Source organism: Flavobacterium sp. PLA-DH12, from assembly GCF_059511845.1.
In genome coordinates this window covers 226583-247420 of the sequence record NZ_JCAMPD010000003.1, presented here as the reverse complement: position 1 = coordinate 247420, position 20838 = coordinate 226583, and the positions used below count along the sequence as shown (strand labels likewise).

Annotated in this window: 18 protein-coding genes; 5 read left to right on the top strand and 13 right to left on the bottom strand. The window is 33.6% G+C overall.

The genetic code is table 11. The annotated features are described in order from the left end of the window. The first annotated feature begins 76 nt into the window (after positions 1-76). Positions 77-1429, top strand: coding sequence for a GH1 family beta-glucosidase (locus AC5ZCW_RS07460; protein ID WP_496118848.1), 1353 nt, complete (start codon positions 77-79; stop codon positions 1427-1429). 136 nt (positions 1430-1565) lie between these two features. On the opposite strand, the gene AC5ZCW_RS07455 is transcribed toward AC5ZCW_RS07460, so the two are convergent. Continuing rightward, positions 1566-1928 (bottom strand): hypothetical protein, encoded by a 363-nt coding sequence (locus tag AC5ZCW_RS07455; protein ID WP_343541433.1) that lies wholly within the window; start codon positions 1926-1928, stop codon positions 1566-1568. A 1053-nt stretch (positions 1929-2981) separates the two neighbouring features. On the opposite strand from AC5ZCW_RS07455, the gene AC5ZCW_RS07450 reads away from it, so the two are divergent. Both AC5ZCW_RS07450 and AC5ZCW_RS07445 read left to right on the top strand, forming a co-directional pair. Next, positions 2982-3158 carry a hypothetical protein gene (locus tag AC5ZCW_RS07450; RefSeq protein WP_496118846.1) on the top strand — a complete coding sequence of 59 codons (177 nt, stop codon included), beginning with the start codon at positions 2982-2984 and terminating at the stop codon, positions 3156-3158. A 145-nt stretch (positions 3159-3303) separates the two neighbouring features. Then, positions 3304-4959, top strand: coding sequence for a tetratricopeptide repeat-containing sensor histidine kinase (locus AC5ZCW_RS07445; RefSeq protein WP_496118844.1), 1656 nt, complete (start codon positions 3304-3306; stop codon positions 4957-4959). A 73-nt stretch (positions 4960-5032) separates the two neighbouring features. On the opposite strand, the gene AC5ZCW_RS07440 is transcribed toward AC5ZCW_RS07445, so the two are convergent. After that, complete coding sequence (locus AC5ZCW_RS07440) at positions 5033-5566, bottom strand: 5' nucleotidase, NT5C type (RefSeq protein ID WP_496118843.1); 534 nt, start codon at positions 5564-5566, stop codon at positions 5033-5035. A gap of 88 nt (positions 5567-5654) precedes the next feature. Between AC5ZCW_RS07440 and AC5ZCW_RS07435 the strand changes: the two genes are divergently transcribed. Both AC5ZCW_RS07435 and AC5ZCW_RS07430 read left to right on the top strand, forming a co-directional pair. Continuing rightward, the gene (locus tag AC5ZCW_RS07435; protein ID WP_496118842.1) at positions 5655-6404 is read left to right on the top strand and encodes a DeoR/GlpR family DNA-binding transcription regulator; all 750 of its coding nucleotides are present in this window, start codon (positions 5655-5657) and stop codon (positions 6402-6404) included. Positions 6405-6805: 401 nt separating this feature from the next. Further along, positions 6806-7075 (top strand): hypothetical protein, encoded by a 270-nt coding sequence (locus AC5ZCW_RS07430; RefSeq protein WP_111362943.1) that lies wholly within the window; start codon positions 6806-6808, stop codon positions 7073-7075. Between the two features lie 72 nt (positions 7076-7147). Here the strand turns inward: AC5ZCW_RS07430 and AC5ZCW_RS07425 are convergent, their stop codons facing one another. The 11 genes from AC5ZCW_RS07425 to AC5ZCW_RS07375 form a co-directional block, all read right to left on the bottom strand. Then, positions 7148-8218, bottom strand: coding sequence for a DUF2931 family protein (locus tag AC5ZCW_RS07425; protein WP_496118840.1), 1071 nt, complete (start codon positions 8216-8218; stop codon positions 7148-7150). 134 nt (positions 8219-8352) lie between these two features. Next, positions 8353-9099, bottom strand: coding sequence for a hypothetical protein (locus AC5ZCW_RS07420; protein WP_496118839.1), 747 nt, complete (start codon positions 9097-9099; stop codon positions 8353-8355). Positions 9100-9106: 7 nt separating this feature from the next. Further along, positions 9107-9985 (bottom strand): hypothetical protein, encoded by an 879-nt coding sequence (locus AC5ZCW_RS07415; protein ID WP_496118838.1) that lies wholly within the window; start codon positions 9983-9985, stop codon positions 9107-9109. Further along, entirely contained in the window at positions 9969-10139 is a 171-nt protein-coding gene (locus tag AC5ZCW_RS07410; RefSeq protein ID WP_496118837.1) for a hypothetical protein, read from the bottom strand. Before AC5ZCW_RS07410 ends, AC5ZCW_RS07415 begins: the two co-directional genes overlap by 17 nt. 316 nt (positions 10140-10455) lie before the next feature. Beyond that, positions 10456-11142 carry a toxin-antitoxin system YwqK family antitoxin gene (locus AC5ZCW_RS07405; protein WP_496118835.1) on the bottom strand — a complete coding sequence of 229 codons (687 nt, stop codon included), beginning with the start codon at positions 11140-11142 and terminating at the stop codon, positions 10456-10458. Then, the gene (locus AC5ZCW_RS07400; RefSeq protein WP_496118833.1) at positions 11139-13217 is read right to left on the bottom strand and encodes a hypothetical protein; all 2079 of its coding nucleotides are present in this window, start codon (positions 13215-13217) and stop codon (positions 11139-11141) included. Before AC5ZCW_RS07400 ends, AC5ZCW_RS07405 begins: the two co-directional genes overlap by 4 nt. Further along, positions 13214-13567: a hypothetical protein gene (locus tag AC5ZCW_RS07395; RefSeq protein ID WP_496118831.1), complete on the bottom strand. Its 354-nt coding sequence runs from the start codon at positions 13565-13567 to the stop codon at positions 13214-13216. The genes AC5ZCW_RS07400 and AC5ZCW_RS07395 overlap by 4 nt, the downstream gene beginning before the upstream one ends. 4 nt (positions 13568-13571) lie before the next feature. Continuing rightward, positions 13572-15434, bottom strand: a complete 1863-nt coding sequence (locus AC5ZCW_RS07390; protein ID WP_496118829.1) for a type VI secretion system Vgr family protein — start codon at positions 15432-15434, stop codon at positions 13572-13574. Between the two features lie 22 nt (positions 15435-15456). Then, positions 15457-15849 (bottom strand): type VI secretion system tube protein TssD, encoded by a 393-nt coding sequence (tssD, locus tag AC5ZCW_RS07385; protein WP_496118827.1) that lies wholly within the window; start codon positions 15847-15849, stop codon positions 15457-15459. A gap of 326 nt (positions 15850-16175) precedes the next feature. Continuing rightward, positions 16176-17627, bottom strand: a complete 1452-nt coding sequence (locus AC5ZCW_RS07380) for a TolC family protein (protein ID WP_496118825.1) — start codon at positions 17625-17627, stop codon at positions 16176-16178. Beyond that, entirely contained in the window at positions 17620-20787 is a 3168-nt protein-coding gene (locus AC5ZCW_RS07375) for an efflux RND transporter permease subunit (RefSeq protein WP_496118823.1), read from the bottom strand. The genes AC5ZCW_RS07380 and AC5ZCW_RS07375 overlap by 8 nt, the downstream gene beginning before the upstream one ends. Between the last annotated feature and the right edge of the window lie 51 nt (positions 20788-20838).

Here is a 20838-nt window from a genome sequence, read left to right as displayed (position 1 = left end):
TGGCTTTTTTTAAGAGCAATGCAATCTTCTTTCCTGCATTAATAAACTATTTAAAAATAAAGGAAAGTACTATTGAATGAATAAAATTGAAAGCTCATTTTTGAACAAAAACCAATTTGGTAACGACTTCTTGTGGGGTATTTCTACCGCCGCTTTCCAAATTGAAGGAGCACATGACGCCGACGGAAAAGGTTCTTCTATCTGGGATGTTTTTACTTCTCAAAAAGGAAAAATCAAAAACGGACATCATGCTATAACTGCTTGTGATTTCTACAACTCCTATCAGGATGATATTAATTTAATTAAAGAATTAAATATTCCGAATTTTAGGTTTTCTATCAGTTGGCCTAGAATTATGCCGACTGGCGTTCATCCTGTAAATCAGGCGGGAATTGATTATTATAACAAAATTATAGATTCGCTTCTGGCTTCTGGAATAGAACCTTGGATAACACTTTACCATTGGGATTTACCGCACGAGCTGGAAGTAAAAGGAGGCTGGACCAATCGCGAATCGGTTTCTTGGTTTAAAGAATATGTCGAAGTCTGCGTACAGTATTTTGGCGATCGTGTCAAAAACTGGATGGTAATTAATGAACCTTCTGTATTTACTGGAGCGGGTTATTTTTTAGGCATACATGCGCCTGGAAAAAAAGGAATTACCAATTATCTAAAAGCCATGCATCATGTTACACTGGCAACAGCTGCAGGCGGTAAAATAATACGTGAAAAAGTTCTCGATGCACATATTGGAACTACATTCTCCTGCACGCATATTGAACCTGCAACCGAAAATGCAAAAGATATTGAAGCCGCAAAACGTGTAGATACTCTTTTGAACAGAACTTTTATAGAACCAATTTTAGGACTAGGCTATCCGCAAAAGGATCTTCCGGTTCTTAAAAAACTGAACAATTATATTTTAGAAGATGATTTAAATAATCTCGCTTTCGATTTTGATTTTATCGGATTGCAATGTTATACGCGAGAAGTTGTAAAACATTCTATTTTGACTCCGTACATTGGCGCCGAATTAATAAGTGCTGAAAAACGAAATGTGATTTCGACCGATATGGGTTGGGAAGTTTATCCGCCCGCTATGTACCATATTCTTAAAAAGTTTAACGAATATGACGGAATCAAAAAAATAATTATCACCGAAAATGGAGCTGCTTTTCCTGATACTGTCCAAAACGGAAAGGTTCACGATATAAAACGAACTCATTTTATTCAAGACAATTTAGAACAAATTTTGAAAGCTAAAAATGAAGGTCTAAATGTTGACGGGTATTTTGTGTGGACTTTAACTGATAATTTTGAATGGGCCGAAGGTTACAATGCCCGATTCGGATTAATTCACGTTGATTTTGAAACCCAAAAAAGAACCATTAAAAACTCTGGATTGTGGTTTAAGGATTTCTTATCTTAACTGCTTTATTTTAACGCAAAGTGCGTAACCGTTAAAACAAAGTTCGCAAAGCGATATAAATTGCTTTGCGAACTTTGCGTATCCTGATAGCTATCGTGATTGTGCCATTTGCGGTTAGAAAACTAACCCAAATATCTTAAGACTTATATTTATAATTCTGTTTTAAGATTCCAACATGAATTTTTCCATTAGGTTTTAAATTCGTTATAATCCTGATATATTTCTCCTCAGGATATTTTACCTCAAAACTAAAGGTTGTATCTTTTGCTTTAACCTGAAGTATGTGTTTTCCTTCACCAGAGGTTGATAATCCCACTGTTTCGTAAGTAGGCAGCGCTTCTGTTGCTTTTAGGGTAATTTCTTGAACTTTTTCTTTATCCAGAAATACTTCTAGTTTTATATTGTCCAATTTCATATCTGTTGGCTGTTCAAACGAAACAACATATTTTTTACAGCCTACAGCGCATAAAATAATTACTAATAATAAGAGTTTTTTCATAGAAGATACTTTTTAAACTGATACTTAATAGAAATCCAAAATCTATTTTTTGTTTATAAATATAGATAATTTTATGGCAATTCTGCTAATGCAAAATTCAAGTTCTACTGTTTCTAAAACGAGCAATTTCGGTTAAAAAAAACTTCAAAAAAAAGGCTAAAAAATCACTTATTTTATTGAATTTCATTAGGTTTAACGGGATTTTTTTCTTATCTTTATAGTGTAAATAACAGTAAATATATGCCGAAAAACAAACTTTTTAAATGCCTCAATTACCCTTCAAAAAATTATTCTTTTTATTTCTTCAAGCATTTTATTTTTCAAAATGCGATCCAATTTCATTTCGAAATTAATCTTACCAATCTTTTTTCTGGTCAAAATGTAAACAGACAGAAAACATTAGCACAAGAATTTCAGCCATAATCGTATTTATTTTGCGAAGATCTATTTTCTGAACTCCGTTTTTAGAAAATAAAACTTCCAAATTCATGAAAAGACTTCCTTTTTTCAGGAATCTCTTTCGACTCTTCATGTTCATTTTTCACCAAAAACTTTTTTTATATGCCATTATTTTTGACTTCGACAATTAAATTGTCACAAGCGCTTTTGATCTTTACTTCAATCCTATATTATTTCTGCATCTTTTAACCGTTCGCAGCCAACTTTTGACGGGCTTATTGCATCTATAATAAAGAGATCTCTTTCAACTTAAATAATTCAAACTAGCCTTTTGCATACTTTTTTCTGGGAATTCTCGGGAATCTCAGGAAAACGCAGGAATTCCGGGAATCCCTTGCTAGTTAAGGCTTAGAAGCGCCTTTACTTTGCACCAAGAAATTAGTTCAAGTTTTGTCTGCAGACTAAAACAATCGTAAAAACTAGTTCTAATTAGGAGTGTAAAAACCGTAAGACCGAGTTTATTCGGGAAGTATAAATAACGTCTTACTGTTTTACTCTCTTCACTTCCCAAAACCAATGTTGGTATTGCCACAGAAAGCCTCTGGATCATTCCGGACAGCAATACCTATGTCTAATTTCTTAAAAATAAACAAAATGAAAAACCTAATACTATTTATCGCTTTTGCGCTATTGTTCACGATATTTTCTTGCACTCCTGATGAGTATGAGACACAACCAGTTAAGAAAACTGAAAAAACTACTCAGCCTTCATACGCTGGAGATGCTACTCCAAATGGTCCTGGTGATGCAAAACCACCTGTTAAACCATAAACTAAAATTATAATTTTAGTATCTAATTAATTACTATTTTCGGGGAAAGTAAATTTATATGTTACGGTCCCCGTTTTTTTATTTTATTCTACTTCTCTCTCTTTTTTCATGCAAGAAAGAAAGTCCTACTACTCCTAACACTGAATTGATTCGAAAAGAAGCGCTTAGTCTACGAGATAAGGCTGCTAAAAATTATGAAAAAGCAAACTTTAACACCGCTTTTTATGAATTTAACAAATCAAAAGCCCTTTTTGAAACCTTAAAAGACAGCGCCAAAATTCCTTATATACTTATTCAAATGGCGTCTATCCAACTGGTAAATGGTGATTATTACGGGAGCAAGGAAACTGTAACGGAAGGACTCATTTATGCTAAGGATAAGGATCATATAGCCTCTATAAATAATATATTAGGCATAGCAGACAAAGAACTTTCTCTTTATGATGATGCCATTTATTACTATAAAAAGGCAGCAGATCAGTATACCGATTCTACTTACAAACAATATCCAATACAAAATATTGCAGCTGTTTATATTCAGCAAAAAAAATATGATAAAGCAATTACTCTTCTTGAATCTATTTTAAGAATGAATTTTTCAAACGATGTTTCCAATACTCAATTTAAAGCTACAATAAAAGACAATTTAGGTTATGCTTATTTAAAAAAGGGAGCGGAAGATAAAGGATTTCATTTAATGCACGAAGCACTCCAGATCAAAATTGACACTAAAGATATCTATGGAAGCATTGAAAGCTATTTACACCTTGCTGATTATTATTCAGAAAAAGACATAAAGAAATCAGATGAAAACGCTCTTGCAGCGTATACCATTTCCACAAAAATGAATAGCGTTGATGAAAGATTAGAAGCCCTGCAAATATTAATCTCAAATGACAACAGTTCTAATACAGCAAAATATACACAAAAGTACTTTACATTAAATGACAGCATTATTAAGGTTCGAAATAATTTTAAAAACAAGTCTGCCAAAATTAAATATGATGCCCAAAAAGAAAAAGACGAAAACGAAAAACTTCGTTTAGAAAAGGCAGAGAATCAATTATCGCTTCAAAGAGCCCAGTACCTAAAAATCGTATCAGTAATTGTTTTTGCTTTTTTAGTTATTCTAATATTCATTTTAATACGCTATTATAAAAATAAAAATAAAGCCATCGAATTTAAAACTTCGTACAACACCGAAACCCGAATTGCTAAAAAAATCCACGATGAACTAGCAAACGATGTTTTTCAAGTTATCGCTTTTGCAGAATCTCAGCCATTATCTGTAGAAAACACCAAAGAGAATTTACTCCAAAAACTAGATGATATTTATAGTCGCGTAAGGGGAATTTCTAGAGAAAATAATAGTATTGATACAGGAGCAAATTTTACCCGCAGTATAAAAGAAATGCTTTCTGCTTATAATACACGAGAGAGAAATATTATGATTACCAATTTAGAAAATATAAATTGGGAGCATATTGACGATATAAAAAAGATCACCATCAGCCGAATTTTACAGGAATTAATGGTGAATATGAAAAAACACAGCGAGGCCAGTATTGTTGTGATTCGATTTGAAAGTGACCAAAAATCAATTTCAATAAATTATAGAGATAATGGCAAAGGCTGCGAAAAAAGTATGATTGTAAAAAATGGCCTTCAAAACATGTCAAATCGCATTATAGCGGTCAACGGAACATTTGATATCGATACAGAACCTGGCAAAGGATTTAAAGTAAAAATATCAATGCCAGAACAAACTCAGATTAAAGTAAAAGAAAAATTCGCGTATTAAATAAAAAGCCTTTCAGAATTAATCTGAAAGGCTTTTCTCTTCAAAAAACAATCCTATTATAACCTTATTTAGCTTATAATGTTTCGTTTAAAACCGCCACCGCTTCTTTCCAGCTATTTACTCGCAAATGGTGCGTTTTGTTTATATTATGAAAGGCAGTAAACATGATAGGTTTTCCCATGCAATGATCTAGATTTTTACAGTGATCGTCAATCAGATAATCGGTATTGATAATTCTTTTACTGCCGCATAAAACTATATTTTCCCATTTTATAAAAGGAAAATGCTCTGCGAGCCAGGCTACTTTTTCGGCTAGGGAAACTGGAAATTCTGTTGCTGCCGAAACAATAAAAATTTCAAAATTCTTTTGGAGTTCTTGCAAACTCTCGACTGCATCGGGCATTACAGGCAGATTTCTAAAAAAATTCCCCTTATTTAAAATTCCGTGCAAAAGTGCTCTTTCCTTAAAAGCTTCTTCTTCACTTAATCCTTGAATGCTTTCTTTTGAAAGGTTCATTCCGTATTCTTTATTATATTCTTCAATCAATTGGGTTTCTATATCCGCTAGTACCCCATCCATATCGACTGCAATGGTTTTCTTTCTCATGATAATTTTATTTTGCGGTAAAATTATGCAAAAATTGCAAAATATTGCAATTTTTAACTTATTTTTGCAATATAAAACCGCAAATAAAATGAAAAAGGAAGAACGTCAAAAAGCAATTTTAGAATATCTATCTAAAGAACACCGAGTTAGCTCTATAGAATTAAGCGAATATCTGAGCGTTTCAGAAGATACGATCCGACGTGATTTAAAAGAGCTTTCAGATCAAGGACTTTTAAAAGCAGTTCGTGGCGGTGCGGTCGCTCCTTCTCCGATTCCGCTTCATTATAGAAAAAGAGAAAAACACGATATCGAAAACAAAAAAATTATCGCTCAAAAAGCTATTTCGTATTTAAAAGACGGACAAGTCGTTTTTATTGACGGCGGAACCACTTCTCTAGCTTTAGTAGCAAGCTTTCCTTACGATTTAAAATTGACGGTTATTACCAATAGTTTTCCCATAGCTTCGTTGGTGGAAGATTTACCCAATATTGATTTAATTTTTGCAGGCGGAAAAATGTGCAAGACTTCTTTTGCGACTTCGAGTATTGAAACAATCGATTTCTTTAGAAATTTTAGAGCAGATATCTTCATTTTAGGAATTTGCAGTATTCACCATGAACGTGGTATTACGGGAATTTTATACGACGATTCTATGCTGAAAAAAAATATGATTAAGAACTCCAACTTTGTTATTGCTTTAAGCTCTATCGAAAAAGTAGAAACAGCCGAACCTTATTTTGTCTGTCCAATAAAAGACATCGATGTTTTGGTAACCAATGTTTCTCCAGATGAGGAAATTTTAAAGCCGTATAAAAATACTGGTTTGACAATTTTATAAACACAAAAAAGCCTTTCAGAACTTTACTTCCGAAAGGCTTTTTCTCTTCAAATTAATTGGCAATATTATTTCCATCGGTCGCCCAAGTTCCAGCAAACCTAAATTTTATAATCAAAGCTAGGGCGCGATTCAATCACAAATAATAATTTCTATCTTTGTTTTAAACCTAAACTTATCATTACAATTCAAAAAGAATAAAAAGTAAGTTTTTTCTTTCTTTTATAATAAAAAGCATATCTTTGCTTTGCTAAAATACCTAGGATATCATCCTAAAAACTTTATAAGTTAACATAAGCGATTCCCTCGCCATGATGTACCTGCGGAAACAATGGTAAATCTATCCTATTCGGGTATTTTAGCACATCTAAAGCGAGGGTTTCGTGTGTCTAATATTTTCGATTATGCTAAAAGAAAATCAAAAACCAACACATCGTGATGTAATGCCATCCGTAATTAATTTCCTTTCAGACGAATTGTTTGAGGGAGATTACAAAGAACAGCCTATGTATTTGCAAGAAATCTTCGAGCTCCTCATGCATACAGAGTTTGGCGACGACATCAATTTAAGGCAAAAAATACTGAGCTGTTTAAGAACCAGCCGAAATCTCGCCGAAGCCTTATCGCCATTTTCAGAGAAACAGATCTATAAGGCTTGCGCTAGTAATAGATAAATTATTTTAATAAAAATTGAAAACCCTGCGAATATGTGTTTGCAGGGTTTTGTTTTTTTACAGTCCATTTTATTATTTACAAATGCAAGGAGCATTTTTTACTATTTTTTTAGTCTCTTGACTAAATTTAGGAATATTCAATTGCATACCATTTTGCTCTAAAAATGCATACGCAGTTGAATCATTATCAATTTTTATTACTACTGTGGTAGATATTTCGCTTTTACTTTTAAACTGATTTGTTATAAAACCTTTATCAAAGTTTAATGGTAATTCTTCTTTTGTAAAAGCATTATCTTTTTGCCAATATTCATTACCTTCTGAAAAAGCGATTTTTGTTATAAAATCTTGATTTTTGAGGTCTTTCCATTTTACAATAAAAAGATAAGGAATAGCCTTTTTTTCACTTGGATTAAAAATTGGTTTGCCAACGAGAGACTGACATTCACCATTACACATTCTTGCTTTTACACTTATTATTTGTCCCCCCTCAGGAATAGAGATCTCTTGATTCCAAGTATATTTTTGTCTATATAAATCATATACATTAGGAGTTGGATACCCATGTTGCTTTATATTTTCTCTTGTTTCATTTGAAAGAAATTTTGGGTCAGATAGTTTTTTCTTTGAGAATCCTTTTTCAAACATAAATTTTGCACTGTCATATACATCATCTTTATTTAATAGTGTTTCAGAAGCTTGGAATCTGCCAATTTCAATTTGTGCATCATCATCTCCTATCAACCATACTATAACCACTCCTTTTGGAGCAAGACCAAGTTGAATGGTTTTACAATTAAACTTATCATTATTATTCTTCTCTTCTTGATTGAGATATCTTTCAATAATATTTTCTGGTAATTGCCATTTACCTTTATAGAATTTTTGTTCAACTAAAGAAAGCCAAGTTATTTCAAAAGTTTCAGGGAGTGTATAAAAATCTTTTTTAGCAACTTCTACACCAATTCCCCAACTTGAATTTATACAAGATGGTCCAAAAAAAGATTTGCCCACAAATCCTCGCTGTATCGCAACAGGGTATTCTTTTGGAACAGAAATACGAACAGACCATTCTTGTTTTTTTTCTACACATGAACTTACCGTAATTGCCAATAACAATAATGCAACTATTTTTTTTATCATTACTTTTATATATGTTTTTTTGTCTTTTAATTAATACGATTTAGATTTTGTAAACGATTCCGATAGCGCAGGTTTGTTACGAACAAAAATCTGCGTGATCAGATAATTTATCCTTTTCATCTAACCACATAATTTTATTTTACTGGATACCATTGCAACCCGGAATAATATGACCCTAAAATATTATGAACTGTATAATTGTCATTATCAATATAATTGATGGAACTTTCGTAAAAGTTTTTTTTATTACTATATCGTATCCTTGCGTTAAGGTTGCTTATCAAAAACACAGTTGGGTGACCCTTGGTGCTTATATCTTTCACCAACAACGGCTTAATGGGAATCTTTAGGCTATCATAATAATGTAAAATTTTTGTCTTGGTCGTGAAATCAGTTATTCCTTTATTTTTTTTGTCAAAATCTTCAACGATTATACTTTTATATTCAAGAGAATCATTTATAAATAAGTAAGTTATTATCCTTCCCTTTAGCTCATCTTTTAAATATCTAGTATTTACTTCTCTTTTGATTGTATCTTTGCCGTAAAAATTACACAAATGTGTCGGGTGTATTTCTCCTTTTTCATTTTTTTCCGGTTTTACATTCGAATATATATCACGTCTTATTAATAATTTTATCGAATCATGAATTCCGTCTCCTTTACCAATCGAGTCAATACGCGTATGAGTATAAGCATAAGTATAATCAGAAGTATATTTATGTAAATCTTCTTTATTGACAGTATCAACATAAGAATATCTATAAAAACCGTTATCTAATAATTCTTGCTGTGTTATTGGATCTGGTAAATAGTGGTTAATTTTATCTCTTTTTCCACAGGACACTAATGTTATTATAAATAATATAATTACAATTCTCATTTTACTTCTATTTTAATATTAAACCAAATTCTTCTAATTCTTTTAATACATCTCGCTCCACATTTTTAGGTTTTCCATCTAATTTTTGAGAAGAAATATAACCATTGTAATTTTCTCTTTTATATTCTCTTAATTCAGTTGTTTCATCTAAATAAACTGGTCCTTTTATAGGATAAGTATATTCTGCAAGACTAAATCTTGGCTCTGCACTTAAAGCCATTCCTAAAATTTTCATAGCGGTGTCTGCAATTACTAGTGCTTTCCCTGGTATAAAACCAACTGCAGCTGTTGTTATTCCTAAAAAACTTAAAGTTTTATTTAGTTCATCACGGTTTTCTGCAACCTTTAGATTCGTATAATTAACATCTGTTCTGCAATTGCAAAGCGATGCCTGTTTAATATATTCATGAAATTTTTTTAAGACATAATTTTTTCCACTCTTAAAGCTCACAGTTTTATTTTCTAAAATATCTTTGTGTAATTCTTTTGCATCTATACAGGCTTCTTTTTCTTTACTTATTTTGTAAGAAGGATCTAAAACGTGTCTTTTTTCAGATAAATCGTAAACAAGTTTAAATTCTGTCAATACTTTTTCTCCTTTTACTATTTTACCTTTATTATCCATATAAATGGTTAAAGCGCTTAAATAACATTTTCTTGGAACTTTGTCTATTGTAATATCTTTTGCAGAATCAGTAAAGCATTTATTAAATTCTAATGAGGTTAGAGCTGTTATACAGTGCATCAAATTAATATCACCACTTTTAAAAGCCATATTTACACTCTGTGTATAATATGTTCTAGATAATTCTCTATATTGATATTCTTCCCAAGGTTCTGGCACTTGGTCTGGTTCGTAATTGCCTAAACTAATTGATGTTCCCATTTTTTATAATTTTTTGTGTACTGTTTAATTCGATATTTCCGTACGTAGAAACTAACTTTATAGTCTCGCTAGTTTTTTCTACTTCTTTTGCTACAACAATATGCTTTTTAGTTATTTTCAAACTGCTGTTCTTGGCGCTTTTTATAATAGCCATAATTTTTACTATTTAGTTGAAATTGCTTTTCGCTCCACTATTTGCATGAATTGTTTTAGAAGCTTTTAGTGTCATATCCCCCGCTGGCGCGAGCGTCCCGCTCGTGCGCTTGAGGATTAATTCGGTTAAATAAAGCTTTGTGTTCACGAGCGAGACGCTCGCGCTAGCAAGGGAATGTAAGGCGTGGTTTGGCCTTTGGCTGCCTGCCAAGACATTTGTACCTGTACGCCTCTAAATCCATCAGGATCTGCGTTGGCGGTTACAATGGCGGTCTGGCTCTTGCAGTAAGGCACTAAATCTGGATCTGTTTCGGGTTCTAATCTGATTTCATATTTAAGCCATCACTCTTAACACTTTGAGGTCGATAAGGAAAACAAGGAAGACCTTCATCATACACCAATGAATCTTTTATATAAAGCCTCTTTCCTATAATTTTTCCTTTGTCGTCATTCAGTCTCAATGTGTCTGTAAAATATCCGTCTTTAGTATATATTTCAAAATATAACCTTCCATTACTATGAAATTCTTTCCAAAGACCTGTGCCCATTTTAAAAGTGGTTTCGTAAATAATTTTTCCATCATTATCAAATTGTTTAAAAATGCTATCTCTTAGGCCATTTTTAAAGTATTCTTCACGCCATATTTTTCCTTTTACATAAATATTTCCATCTTTATCAAAATCAGCATCGCCACTTAACCATTTTCCTTGCTTATAGTGATATATAATTTTACCTATTCTAAGTCCTCCTTCAGCAAATTGTTCTTCATACAATACTTGTCCCATACGAATATCTTCTTCAGGAAAATCTAAATACGTAAAATTTGCGAGAGAATTATTATAAGTTCTTCCAAATTCAAGTTTCATAGGCTCTTCTAAAATCACATGTCTTTTGCAAGCAACCTTTTTACTACAGAGCAATTTAGGATGCTTAAGAAAATTAACAGTTGTACAAGAAGTAATACCGATTACACAATAAGTAAGAAATATTAAACTTCGTTTCATTTTTTCTTTGGTTTTGGTTTTACCTCTATTATATCTATGTAATTTTGCATATCACTACGCATTATCCTTATTTGATTACTTAAATATGCTATTTTATTATTATCATAATCCATCATGTTTTTGGTTTTACCTTGCTTAAACATAACATAGTTAGAATGAATTTGTGCTATTATTTTATTATAGTAATCATATTCTTCATTTAATAATTTTATTATATCTGTCTTATAAAACCATTTTTGCAATTCTGATTCAACATAATTATTTACTTTCTTATTTTTTAAATCAATTATAGCCTTCTTATTATCCTCAATATAATCCTCAATTAGTTTGATATTATCATTCCAAATCCTAAAATATTCTTTCTTTGTTTGAGTAGAGCCTACTAAATCATTATCCTTATAATTTATGAAATAAGCCTTTTTTACATCTCTTTCCTTAATTTCTTTTTCCACCTCAATCTGCCTTGCTTTATTATACTTTTCTAATGCTGAAATAATATTATTTCTAAAAGCAACCAAATACCCCCAACCATAATAAATTTGATTTATATTGCTTACTTTATTGATATGTTTTTTTATCCCTGGTTTATATTTATCATTCTTCGTCCCATCAGATTTTTTCTCTGGCTCACTATTCCCAAAAATATTTTCTCTAGCATTTTTATATGCTTCTTTCTCTTTTGAATGATAAAATGAATGAGGCAATCCCAGCATATGTCCAATTTCGTGAGAGTAGGTGTCTTTTGCCCCTGTATTAGTAGAATACACCATCAATGCATAATGATTAAGCGGGTCCATTCGACTATATGCTCCCGTATTTTCATCAGAAGATTCAAAATCAGCTAATATGATGATGCCCCCTTCATAAGATTTGCCTTTTGTTTTAAGTTTATCTTTGTATGCTGAAATAGTAATTCCATCCATTTTGTTACTTTTTTCAGGCAATCCCAAATCTTTTTGATCATCTACTATTACATCTGTAGAAACGGGTACTTTATTACATTCATTTTTTACAGGATCCCAGCTTCCAACCTTGCAATTTCCAGTAACAGGATCAACATCAGGTTTTTGTTTTATTATGTTTCCAAAATATTTTTTTCTAGTCCAATCCTCTTTATCAAAAGCATAAAAATATTCATCAAGATTAACATCAGGATTATCCAAATTTGCAAACATGTATTGATTTTCTATTTCAACTTCATAACCAGCCTGATTCAAAGAGTTTTCATTAAGATATTTTGCAACGCCATTATCCCTAAACTTTTCAAAAAGCTTTTTTGCTTTTGCGCTTGGACTTCCTTCGTTTGAAACCAAAGCAATAACTCTGAATTTTAAATTCAATACTTTATTTTCCATCATAACCAGTCCGCCAATAATCCATTCCGGGAGTACTGTATTGTTATGTTTAAAATCGTATGTTTTTTCGGGACCTTCTTTAAGACATTTTATTTTAAAATCCAGTTTTGTTTCGGCTGTTACTTTTATTTTAGCAGTTTTACCTTCTTTTGTGCCTCCATCAATGGTAAAATCATAAAACTCATCTCCGGTTATAGAGAGATAATCTTCTTTGAGTTCTCCTTTATAGGGTATAGTATTGAGCTCAAGAATAATTTCTTGATCGGGTTTTAAGAGTATATAAGGATAATCGACATATTTGCTGTATAAATTGTATTTATAATGTTTCTCAATTGCTGTTCGTGCTCCGCTTTCATCAGAAGTTTTTTCAATAATATTGCCTAAATCTCCATTTTGCCCTTCTTTATAAAAATATTCGACATCCTCAAAAGGAACATCTTGTATTTTTTCGATACGCCCAGTATCTGGATTCAAATCGATCCAATCAAAACCAAATTCACCATTGTATTTTTTATCTTCTGGCTTTTTTTGTTCTTTAATCCTTAACTTCATATAAAAATCAGGAATCTCAAAAGGTTTAGCATCAACAGGGTCTCCATAAGTATGCTGTGGAGCATTGTAACTTATTCGCTCAGCATTAATTACAATACTATTGGCAAAAACTTTATTGTTTCCTCCGGTTATTTCTGTATAATCTCCTCCTACATATCTGGTTTTCATAGCTCTTTATTTTCTTCGGTTATACTAAAAGTTAAAAAATCAATTACATGAAACTGATCTTCATCATAAAAAGTACTGTTTGCAATTTCCTGAATTTGCACTTTAGGCATCATTATCATTCGAGTGCCATCTGATTTTCTAATCTCATCGCCGTAACTTTCTAGTTTAAAGGGTTGAAAATTAATACTTATAAATCTAGGTGTACTGCTCATATAATTGCCAACGGAATCTGTATAGAACACTCCTTTATTATTTCGACTGAAATGGGCTCTATTTTTTGAATTATGATAAGAACAGCTTTCTTTATCATTTCCCATTATGGTTATACCGTTGATTGTTTTAATAGCCATATTTTTAGTTTTGTGTGGTGTTTTCTGAACTATTATTTTTTATGTCGGTTTTCGAATGAAATTCACTGCTTTTCTCTATCTGTGAAGTATTCGTTCCGTTGGTCTGGGTTGTTCTGTCTGCCTTTACCTCTGATTTAAATTCACCATCAATTTGTTCGTGTGCTTTTCCTTTTACATGCAGCATACTGTCTCCGCCCACTTGAGTACTTTGTATCATTCCAACAGTTGTAGATTTATTGCCCCCTGCACTTTCAGAAATATCTTGTTCTGCGGTAGATGTAATGTTTCTTCCTGCCGACAAAATAATATCTTCCCCTGCTTCCAATTCAATATTTTTAGGAGCTTTAAACCTAATGTTTCCATCACCATGAATTACGGCTATTGTTTCGCCTTTTTGGCTTTCTATTGTTATGTCACCCGTAGCATCGTCATTAATAATTCGGTTTCCGCTTCGGCTATGCATTACTGCCTTTATATCATTATTCGGCGTACTATAACCGCTTTTTTCTTTTTTGCTGGTCATGGTTCCCATTACAATAGGCAGTTCGGCATTATTGCCCTGAAAGTCTACAAAAACGGTATCTCCTATTTCGGGGATAATGTGAGCGCCTCTGGCATCGCCTCCGTAATTCTGCACTAAAGGAATGTAAGGCGTGGTTTGGCCTTTAGCTACCTGCCACGGCATCTGTACCTGTACGCCACTAAATCCATCAGGATCTGCGTTGGCGGTTACAATGGCGGTCTGGCTCTTGCAGTAAGGCACTAAATCTGGATCTGTTTCGGGAGAAAATACAGAACCGTTAAAATTTACGGCTGTAAAGTGGTTTTCGTAACCGCCGCCGTCATCGCAGACGTGCGTAATTTGGGTTACGCGGTACGAGCTCTCCAACTGCATGTCGACACCCAATACGCGCACTTCGTTTCCTACAGTAATGCCTGGAACTTCACTCGATGCTTTCATTTCTACCAAACCGCTTAAAACTGCGCGCATTTTATTTTTGGCATATTCCTCAGAAGACCGTCTTCCAGATCCGCCAACAGGAGTTTGGTTAAGCTGTATTACGGTTTCTATATTAAAAACTTCATTAGACCTGTTTAAAAAGTTTTGATGAAATCCGTCGGCTTCTTTTCTGTATCTTAAAGTTTCGTCGGTTTTATACTGGCCGTCATAATTGTCATTCTCCATTATTTTAAACTGGGCAGGCAAAAGTTTAATGGTATAATCAAAATCCTGCATGTTTATTCCGAAAATTAATTTTGGCTGTCCGCCAACGCCGCCAGGACTTCCAAAAATGGTTGTCCGTCCATTATAATATAGCCAGTGTCCGTTTCTTTTTGCCAAACGGTTCAGAAAAGCGAAATTGCTTTCGTTATACTGCACGGTATAAGGCAGATTTTCCAAATAAAATGGCCTGACATCCATATCGATATCACAGCCTGATTTTACTTTGCTTACAATATCGCTCAAAGACATATTGGTAAAAGAGTTGCATTCTGGCCCATTTTCCAGCACTATTGTGGAGCTTTTTCCTTTTATCACAATGGTTTCTTCGATGTCTTTGATACGTGATTTTTGCAGTTTGACTTCGGTCACTATACCATAAAACTGCATAATATAATCTTTAGGATCCGCCCCAATAATAAGATCTTCCAGTCCGTCTATAGGTTTTATCTCTATGCTTATTTTTTCTCCATATAATTTCTGAGAAAAAGGCATAACGCTTTTAAATTCTTCTACCAATAAATCCTGTCTTACTTCGAATGAAAAAGTGTGATGGTCGTGAATGGTCTGAAAAACTTCTAATTTGTTGAAATTAGTAATTCGAATTTCGCCAATTCTAATATTTGTGATCGTTTGTAATGCCATATTAATTAGTCATTTAGAAGGTCTATGAATTTTTCCAGTTATTTTCAAAAAGTGTGTTTCCGATTTTTACTTCATTTGATGAAATTAAAATCTCGGTGACCATAGGAACAGATCCTTCACTTCTAAAACTTTTATGAAACGATATGCAATAGCCTTTTTTGAAGGTTACATTTTTCATGGTGCTCATTGCGTCTCTACGATAAAAAATGATTTTTCCGTCTTTTACACTCGTTTGGGATACCATCCAATCTGAAAACAGGTCTGTCTGTGTCGTTTCTACCACCAGTTTTATCTGTCCGCCTTTTGTCTTGTTGGCAGGTTTTCCGTTGTTATCGACATTCTGGCTAAAGTGAACATCAAATTCTAAAACATTAAACACTTCATTGTCTAATTCTAATTTTGCTAAAAAACTCATATTTAAAGGGTATTGATTATTTTACAGGTTTGTGTAGATTTTATAACCTTAATCAATAAATGAGAAGTGGTATTTAAGTAAATAAAATATTACATAATTTATATTGTAAATATAATAAATAGTTTAAAAATAAGTAAGAAAAATAGTAACAACAAAAAAGAAAAACAAAAAGCATAAAAAAAACCCTGAAAACTAATTGTAGCTCCCAAGGTTTAAGGTTCCTTTTTTCACAACAGTGAATTGCCAATACAAAATGTTTTTTTACAAAAAAGCCTTTCAGAATTTTACTTCCGAAAGGCTTTTTCTCTACAAATTAATTGGCAATATTATTTCCATCCGCCGCCCAAGTCTCTGTAAACATGAACTGCAGCATTTAATTGTTCTTTTTTAGTATCGATTAATTCTAGTTTTGCTTCTAATGCATCTCTCTGCGTCATCAAAACTTCAAAATAATCCACTCTAGCCGATTTAAACAAATCGTTAGAAACGTCAATCGAAGTATTTAAAGCGTCAACTTGTTTCGATTTAAGATCGTAACCTTTTTGAAGATTCTCGATCTTAGACATTTGGTTTGAAACTTCTAAATAAGCATTTAAAACCGTACGATCGTAATTGTATAATGCCTGAATCTGTCTTGCGTTGGCACTTGCAAACTCCGCTTTGATTGCATTTCTGTTAATCAAAGGCGCTACAAGATCTCCTGCCAATGAATATAAAAGCGATTCTGGCATGGTGAACAAATAAGAAGGTTTAAAAGCGTTTACTCCAATCGCTGCAGTAATATCCAAAGAAGGGTAAAACTCAGCACGGGCAACTTTTACATCTAGTTTTGCTGCAACCAACTCTAATTCTGCTTGTTTAACATCTGGACGATTCTGCAACAGTTGAGATGGAATTCCAGAACTTACTTGTGCTGGCAATAAACTCAAGAAATTAGTACTGCTTGTTCTTTTGATTTCCTGCGGATATCTTCCTAGCAAAAAGTTGATTTTGTTTTCGTTTTCTTTTATCTGCTGTAAAATATCAAATTCTAAACTTTGTGAAGTTAATACCTCTGCTTCAAATTTCTTAACTCCCAATTCTGTTGCTCTTGCCGCTTGCTTTTGAACTTTTACAATTTCTAAAGCGTTAGTCTGCAATTTGATAGTCTGTTTTACAATATCCAATTGATTGTCTAAGGCCAATAATTCATAATAAGAATCGGCAACTTCGGCGATGAGGTTTGTAATTACAAAGTTTTTGCCTTCTACTGTAGCTAAATATCTGTTTAAAGCTGCTTTTTTAGAATTGCGCAGTTTTTTCCAGATATCTACCTCCCAATTCGCGTAAGCGGCGATAGTAAAATCTCCTAACGGATCTGGTGTCTCAACACCCGGTTTAATCTCAGTTGTAGCATCACCCGCACCTTGGCTGGTATATCTACCCACTTTTTCTACTCCCGCTCCAGCACGTAAACCTGCTGTTGGCAATAAAAGTCCTTTTTTTACACGGATATCATTCTTCGCAATTTCGATTTCTTGCAGAGTGATATTTAGTTCCTGATTATTTTTTAGTGCAACATCGATTAAATCTACTAGATTCTGATCTTTAAAATAATCTTTCCAGTTTAATGCTGCCGTATTGTTATTTGCATCCTGCGTTTGAGCTGTTGCACCAAACGACTCAGGAACTGGTGTACTGGTTGTAACTACTGCCTCAGGTGCAGGGGTTTTACACCCTGCAACTGCTAGACATACAGCCAATGCAATACTATATTGATATGTTTTAACTTTATACATGATTGTTATCAATTTCTTCTGTTAATGGATTTTCTAATTCATGTTTTACCAATTTGTATTTTTCAGCAATTTTGGCAAAAATGAAATACAAGCCCGGAATTACAAATACACCACAAATGGTTCCGATAAGCATACCTCCCGCAGCTGCAGTACCAATTGTTCGGTTACCAATTTTACCTGGTCCCGTTGCAAATGCGAGTGGCAATAAACCTGCAATAAAGGCAAATGAAGTCATCAAAATTGGACGGAACCTTGCTTTTGCTCCTTCCATTGCTGACTGTAAAACTGATAATCCTGCAGCGTGCCTTTGTATGGCAAACTCTACAATCAGTACGGCATTTTTACCTAATAAACCAATCAACATTACCATCGCAACCTGTGCATAAATGTTGTTTTCTAATCCAGTTAATTTCAATAAAAGGAAAGCTCCAAAAATACCTGCTGGCAACGAAAGAATTACTGATAATGGCAGAATGAAACTTTCGTACTGTGCCGCTAATACCAAGTATACGAATCCTAAACAGATTAAGAATACCCAAATTGCTTGATTACCTTGAGCCACCTCATCGGCAGAAATACCTGCCCAGTCAATATCATATCCTCTTGGTAATTTTTCAGCAGCTACTCTCTGAATTACTTTAATCGCTGTACCAGAACTATAACCAGCAGCTGGAGAACCACTAATTTGTGTTGAGGTATACATGTTATGACGTGTAATTTCTGAAAGTCCGTACACTTTTTCTAATTTCATAAAAGCAGAAAAAGGAACCATTTCATCACGATCGTTTTTCACATATAATTTCAAGATATCATCTGGCTGTGCACGATATTCTGGTGAAGCCTGAACAATAACTTTATAGTTGATACCGAATTTAATAAAACTGATCTCGTAGTTACTTCCCACAAGAGTTGACAAAGTATTCATCGCATTTTCGATAGAAACCCCTTTTTGCTGCGCCAAGTCATTATCGACTTTCATCATGTATTGAGGGAAACTAGAACTATAGAAACTAAATACGTTTGATAATTCGGGCTGTTTGTTCAATTCGGCAACAAAGTCATTGTTTACCTGCTCCATTCTCTTATAATCTACAGAACCCGTTTTATCTAGCAAACGAAGCTCAAATCCTCCAGCAGCACCATAACCTGGTACAGCAGGTGGTTGGAAAAACTCGATATTAGCTCCTGTAATATCTTTACATTTTTCTTCCATTTCATGCATAATCTCCACAACAGATTCTTTTCTGTCACTCCAGTCTTTCAAGTTAACCAAACACGTTCCTGAGTTGGCTCCTGTACCTTCAGACAGAATCTCATAACCCGCTAATGAAGAAACCGATTTTACTCCGTCAATATCTTCTGCAATTTTTTGAACTCTTTCAGCAATATTATTCGTTCTCTCTAAAGATGAACCTGGAGGTGTCTGAATTACCGCATAAAACATTCCCTGATCCTCATTCGGAATAAATCCTGAAGGAACCGAACTGCTTATTAAAAATGTTCCAATACAAAAAACTACAAGCGCTAAAATAGTAACCACTCTTCTGTCAACAATTTTACCTAATAAATTCTGGTATTTTCCTTGTGCTAAATTGAATTTTTCGTTGAAAGCATCAATAAATCTATTTGCAGGAGTTGGTTTTTTAGGCTGCCCGTGATTGTTTTTTAACATCATCGCACAAAGCGCAGGCGTCAATGTCAAAGCCACGATACCAGAAAGAATAATCGCCGTTGCCATAGTTACAGAGAACTGTCTGTAGAAAACTCCAACAGGACCAGACATAAACGCAACCGGAATAAATACCGCCGCCATTAAGAATGTAATTGCGATAATTGCACCTGCAATTTCATGCATGGCTTGTTTAGTCGCTTTAAATGGCGAAAGATGTTCTTCTTCCATCTTGGCGTGAACGGCTTCGATAACCACAATCGCATCATCGACGACGACCCCAATTGCTAATACTAAAGCGAATAATGTAATTAAGTTCAATGAAATATCAAAGAATGTCATGAATACAAAAGTTCCAACTAGTGATACTGGTACCGCAATTGCCGGAATAACCGTAGAACGCCAGTCTCCTAAGAAAAGGAATACTACCAAACCTACCAGAATAAAGGCTTCAACCAAAGTATGAATTACTTTTTCGATAGAAGCATCAAGGAATTTAGAAACGTCATACGAAATCTCATAATCCATTCCTTTTGGAAATCTTTGTTTAATTTTTTCCAGTTTCGCTTTAACCTCTTCAATAACCTGATTCGCGTTACTTCCAAATGATTGTTTCAATACGATTGCTGCGGATGGTCTTCCATTCAAATTAGAATAGATATCGTACATCGAGCTTCCAAATTCCACTTTCGCAACATCTTTCAATCTTAAAAGCTCACCATTCGGATTTGCTTTTACTACAATGTTCTCGTACTGTTCTTTTGTTGTAAAACGTCCAGAATATTTCAACACGTATTCAAATGCCTGAGAACGTTTACCAGAACTTTCTCCCGTTTTACCAGGAGAAGCCTCCAAACTTTGACTTGATAATGCCTCCATTACCTCATCAGCAGAAATTTTATAAGCCAACATACGGTCTGGTTTCAACCAGATACGCATTGCATATTCACGTGTTCCTAAGATATCTCCAGAACCAATACCATTAACCCTTTTCAATTCAGAAAGTACGTTGATATCGGCATAGTTATACAAGAACTTCATGTCGGTATTTTTGTCTGTACTGTAAAGGTTCACGTACATCAACATACTTGGCACTTCTCGGGTAATTTTGATACCTTCACGAATTACCAAAGGAGGAAGTTTATTGGTAACAGAAGCCACACGGTTCTGAACGTTAATAGCAGCTTGATTAGGATCTGTACCTAAATTAAACACTACTTTAATAGTTGCTTCCCCGTCATTTCCAGCATCAGAAGCCATATATTTCATTCCTGGAACACCATTCAAGGCTCTTTCCAAAGGAATAACAACCGCCTTGATCATCAACTCACCGTTAGATCCAGGATAATCTGCGGTAACATTCACCATTGGAGGTGAAATGGTAGGGAATTGTGTAATTGGTAAATTTAAAACCGACAACACCCCTAAAAAGACAATAATCAACGATATTACTATCGAAAGAACAGGTCTTTGAATAAATTTATTAAACATTTTTATATTTTTTAAATGATTAAACTTATTGAAGTTTAAAATGTTTCAAGT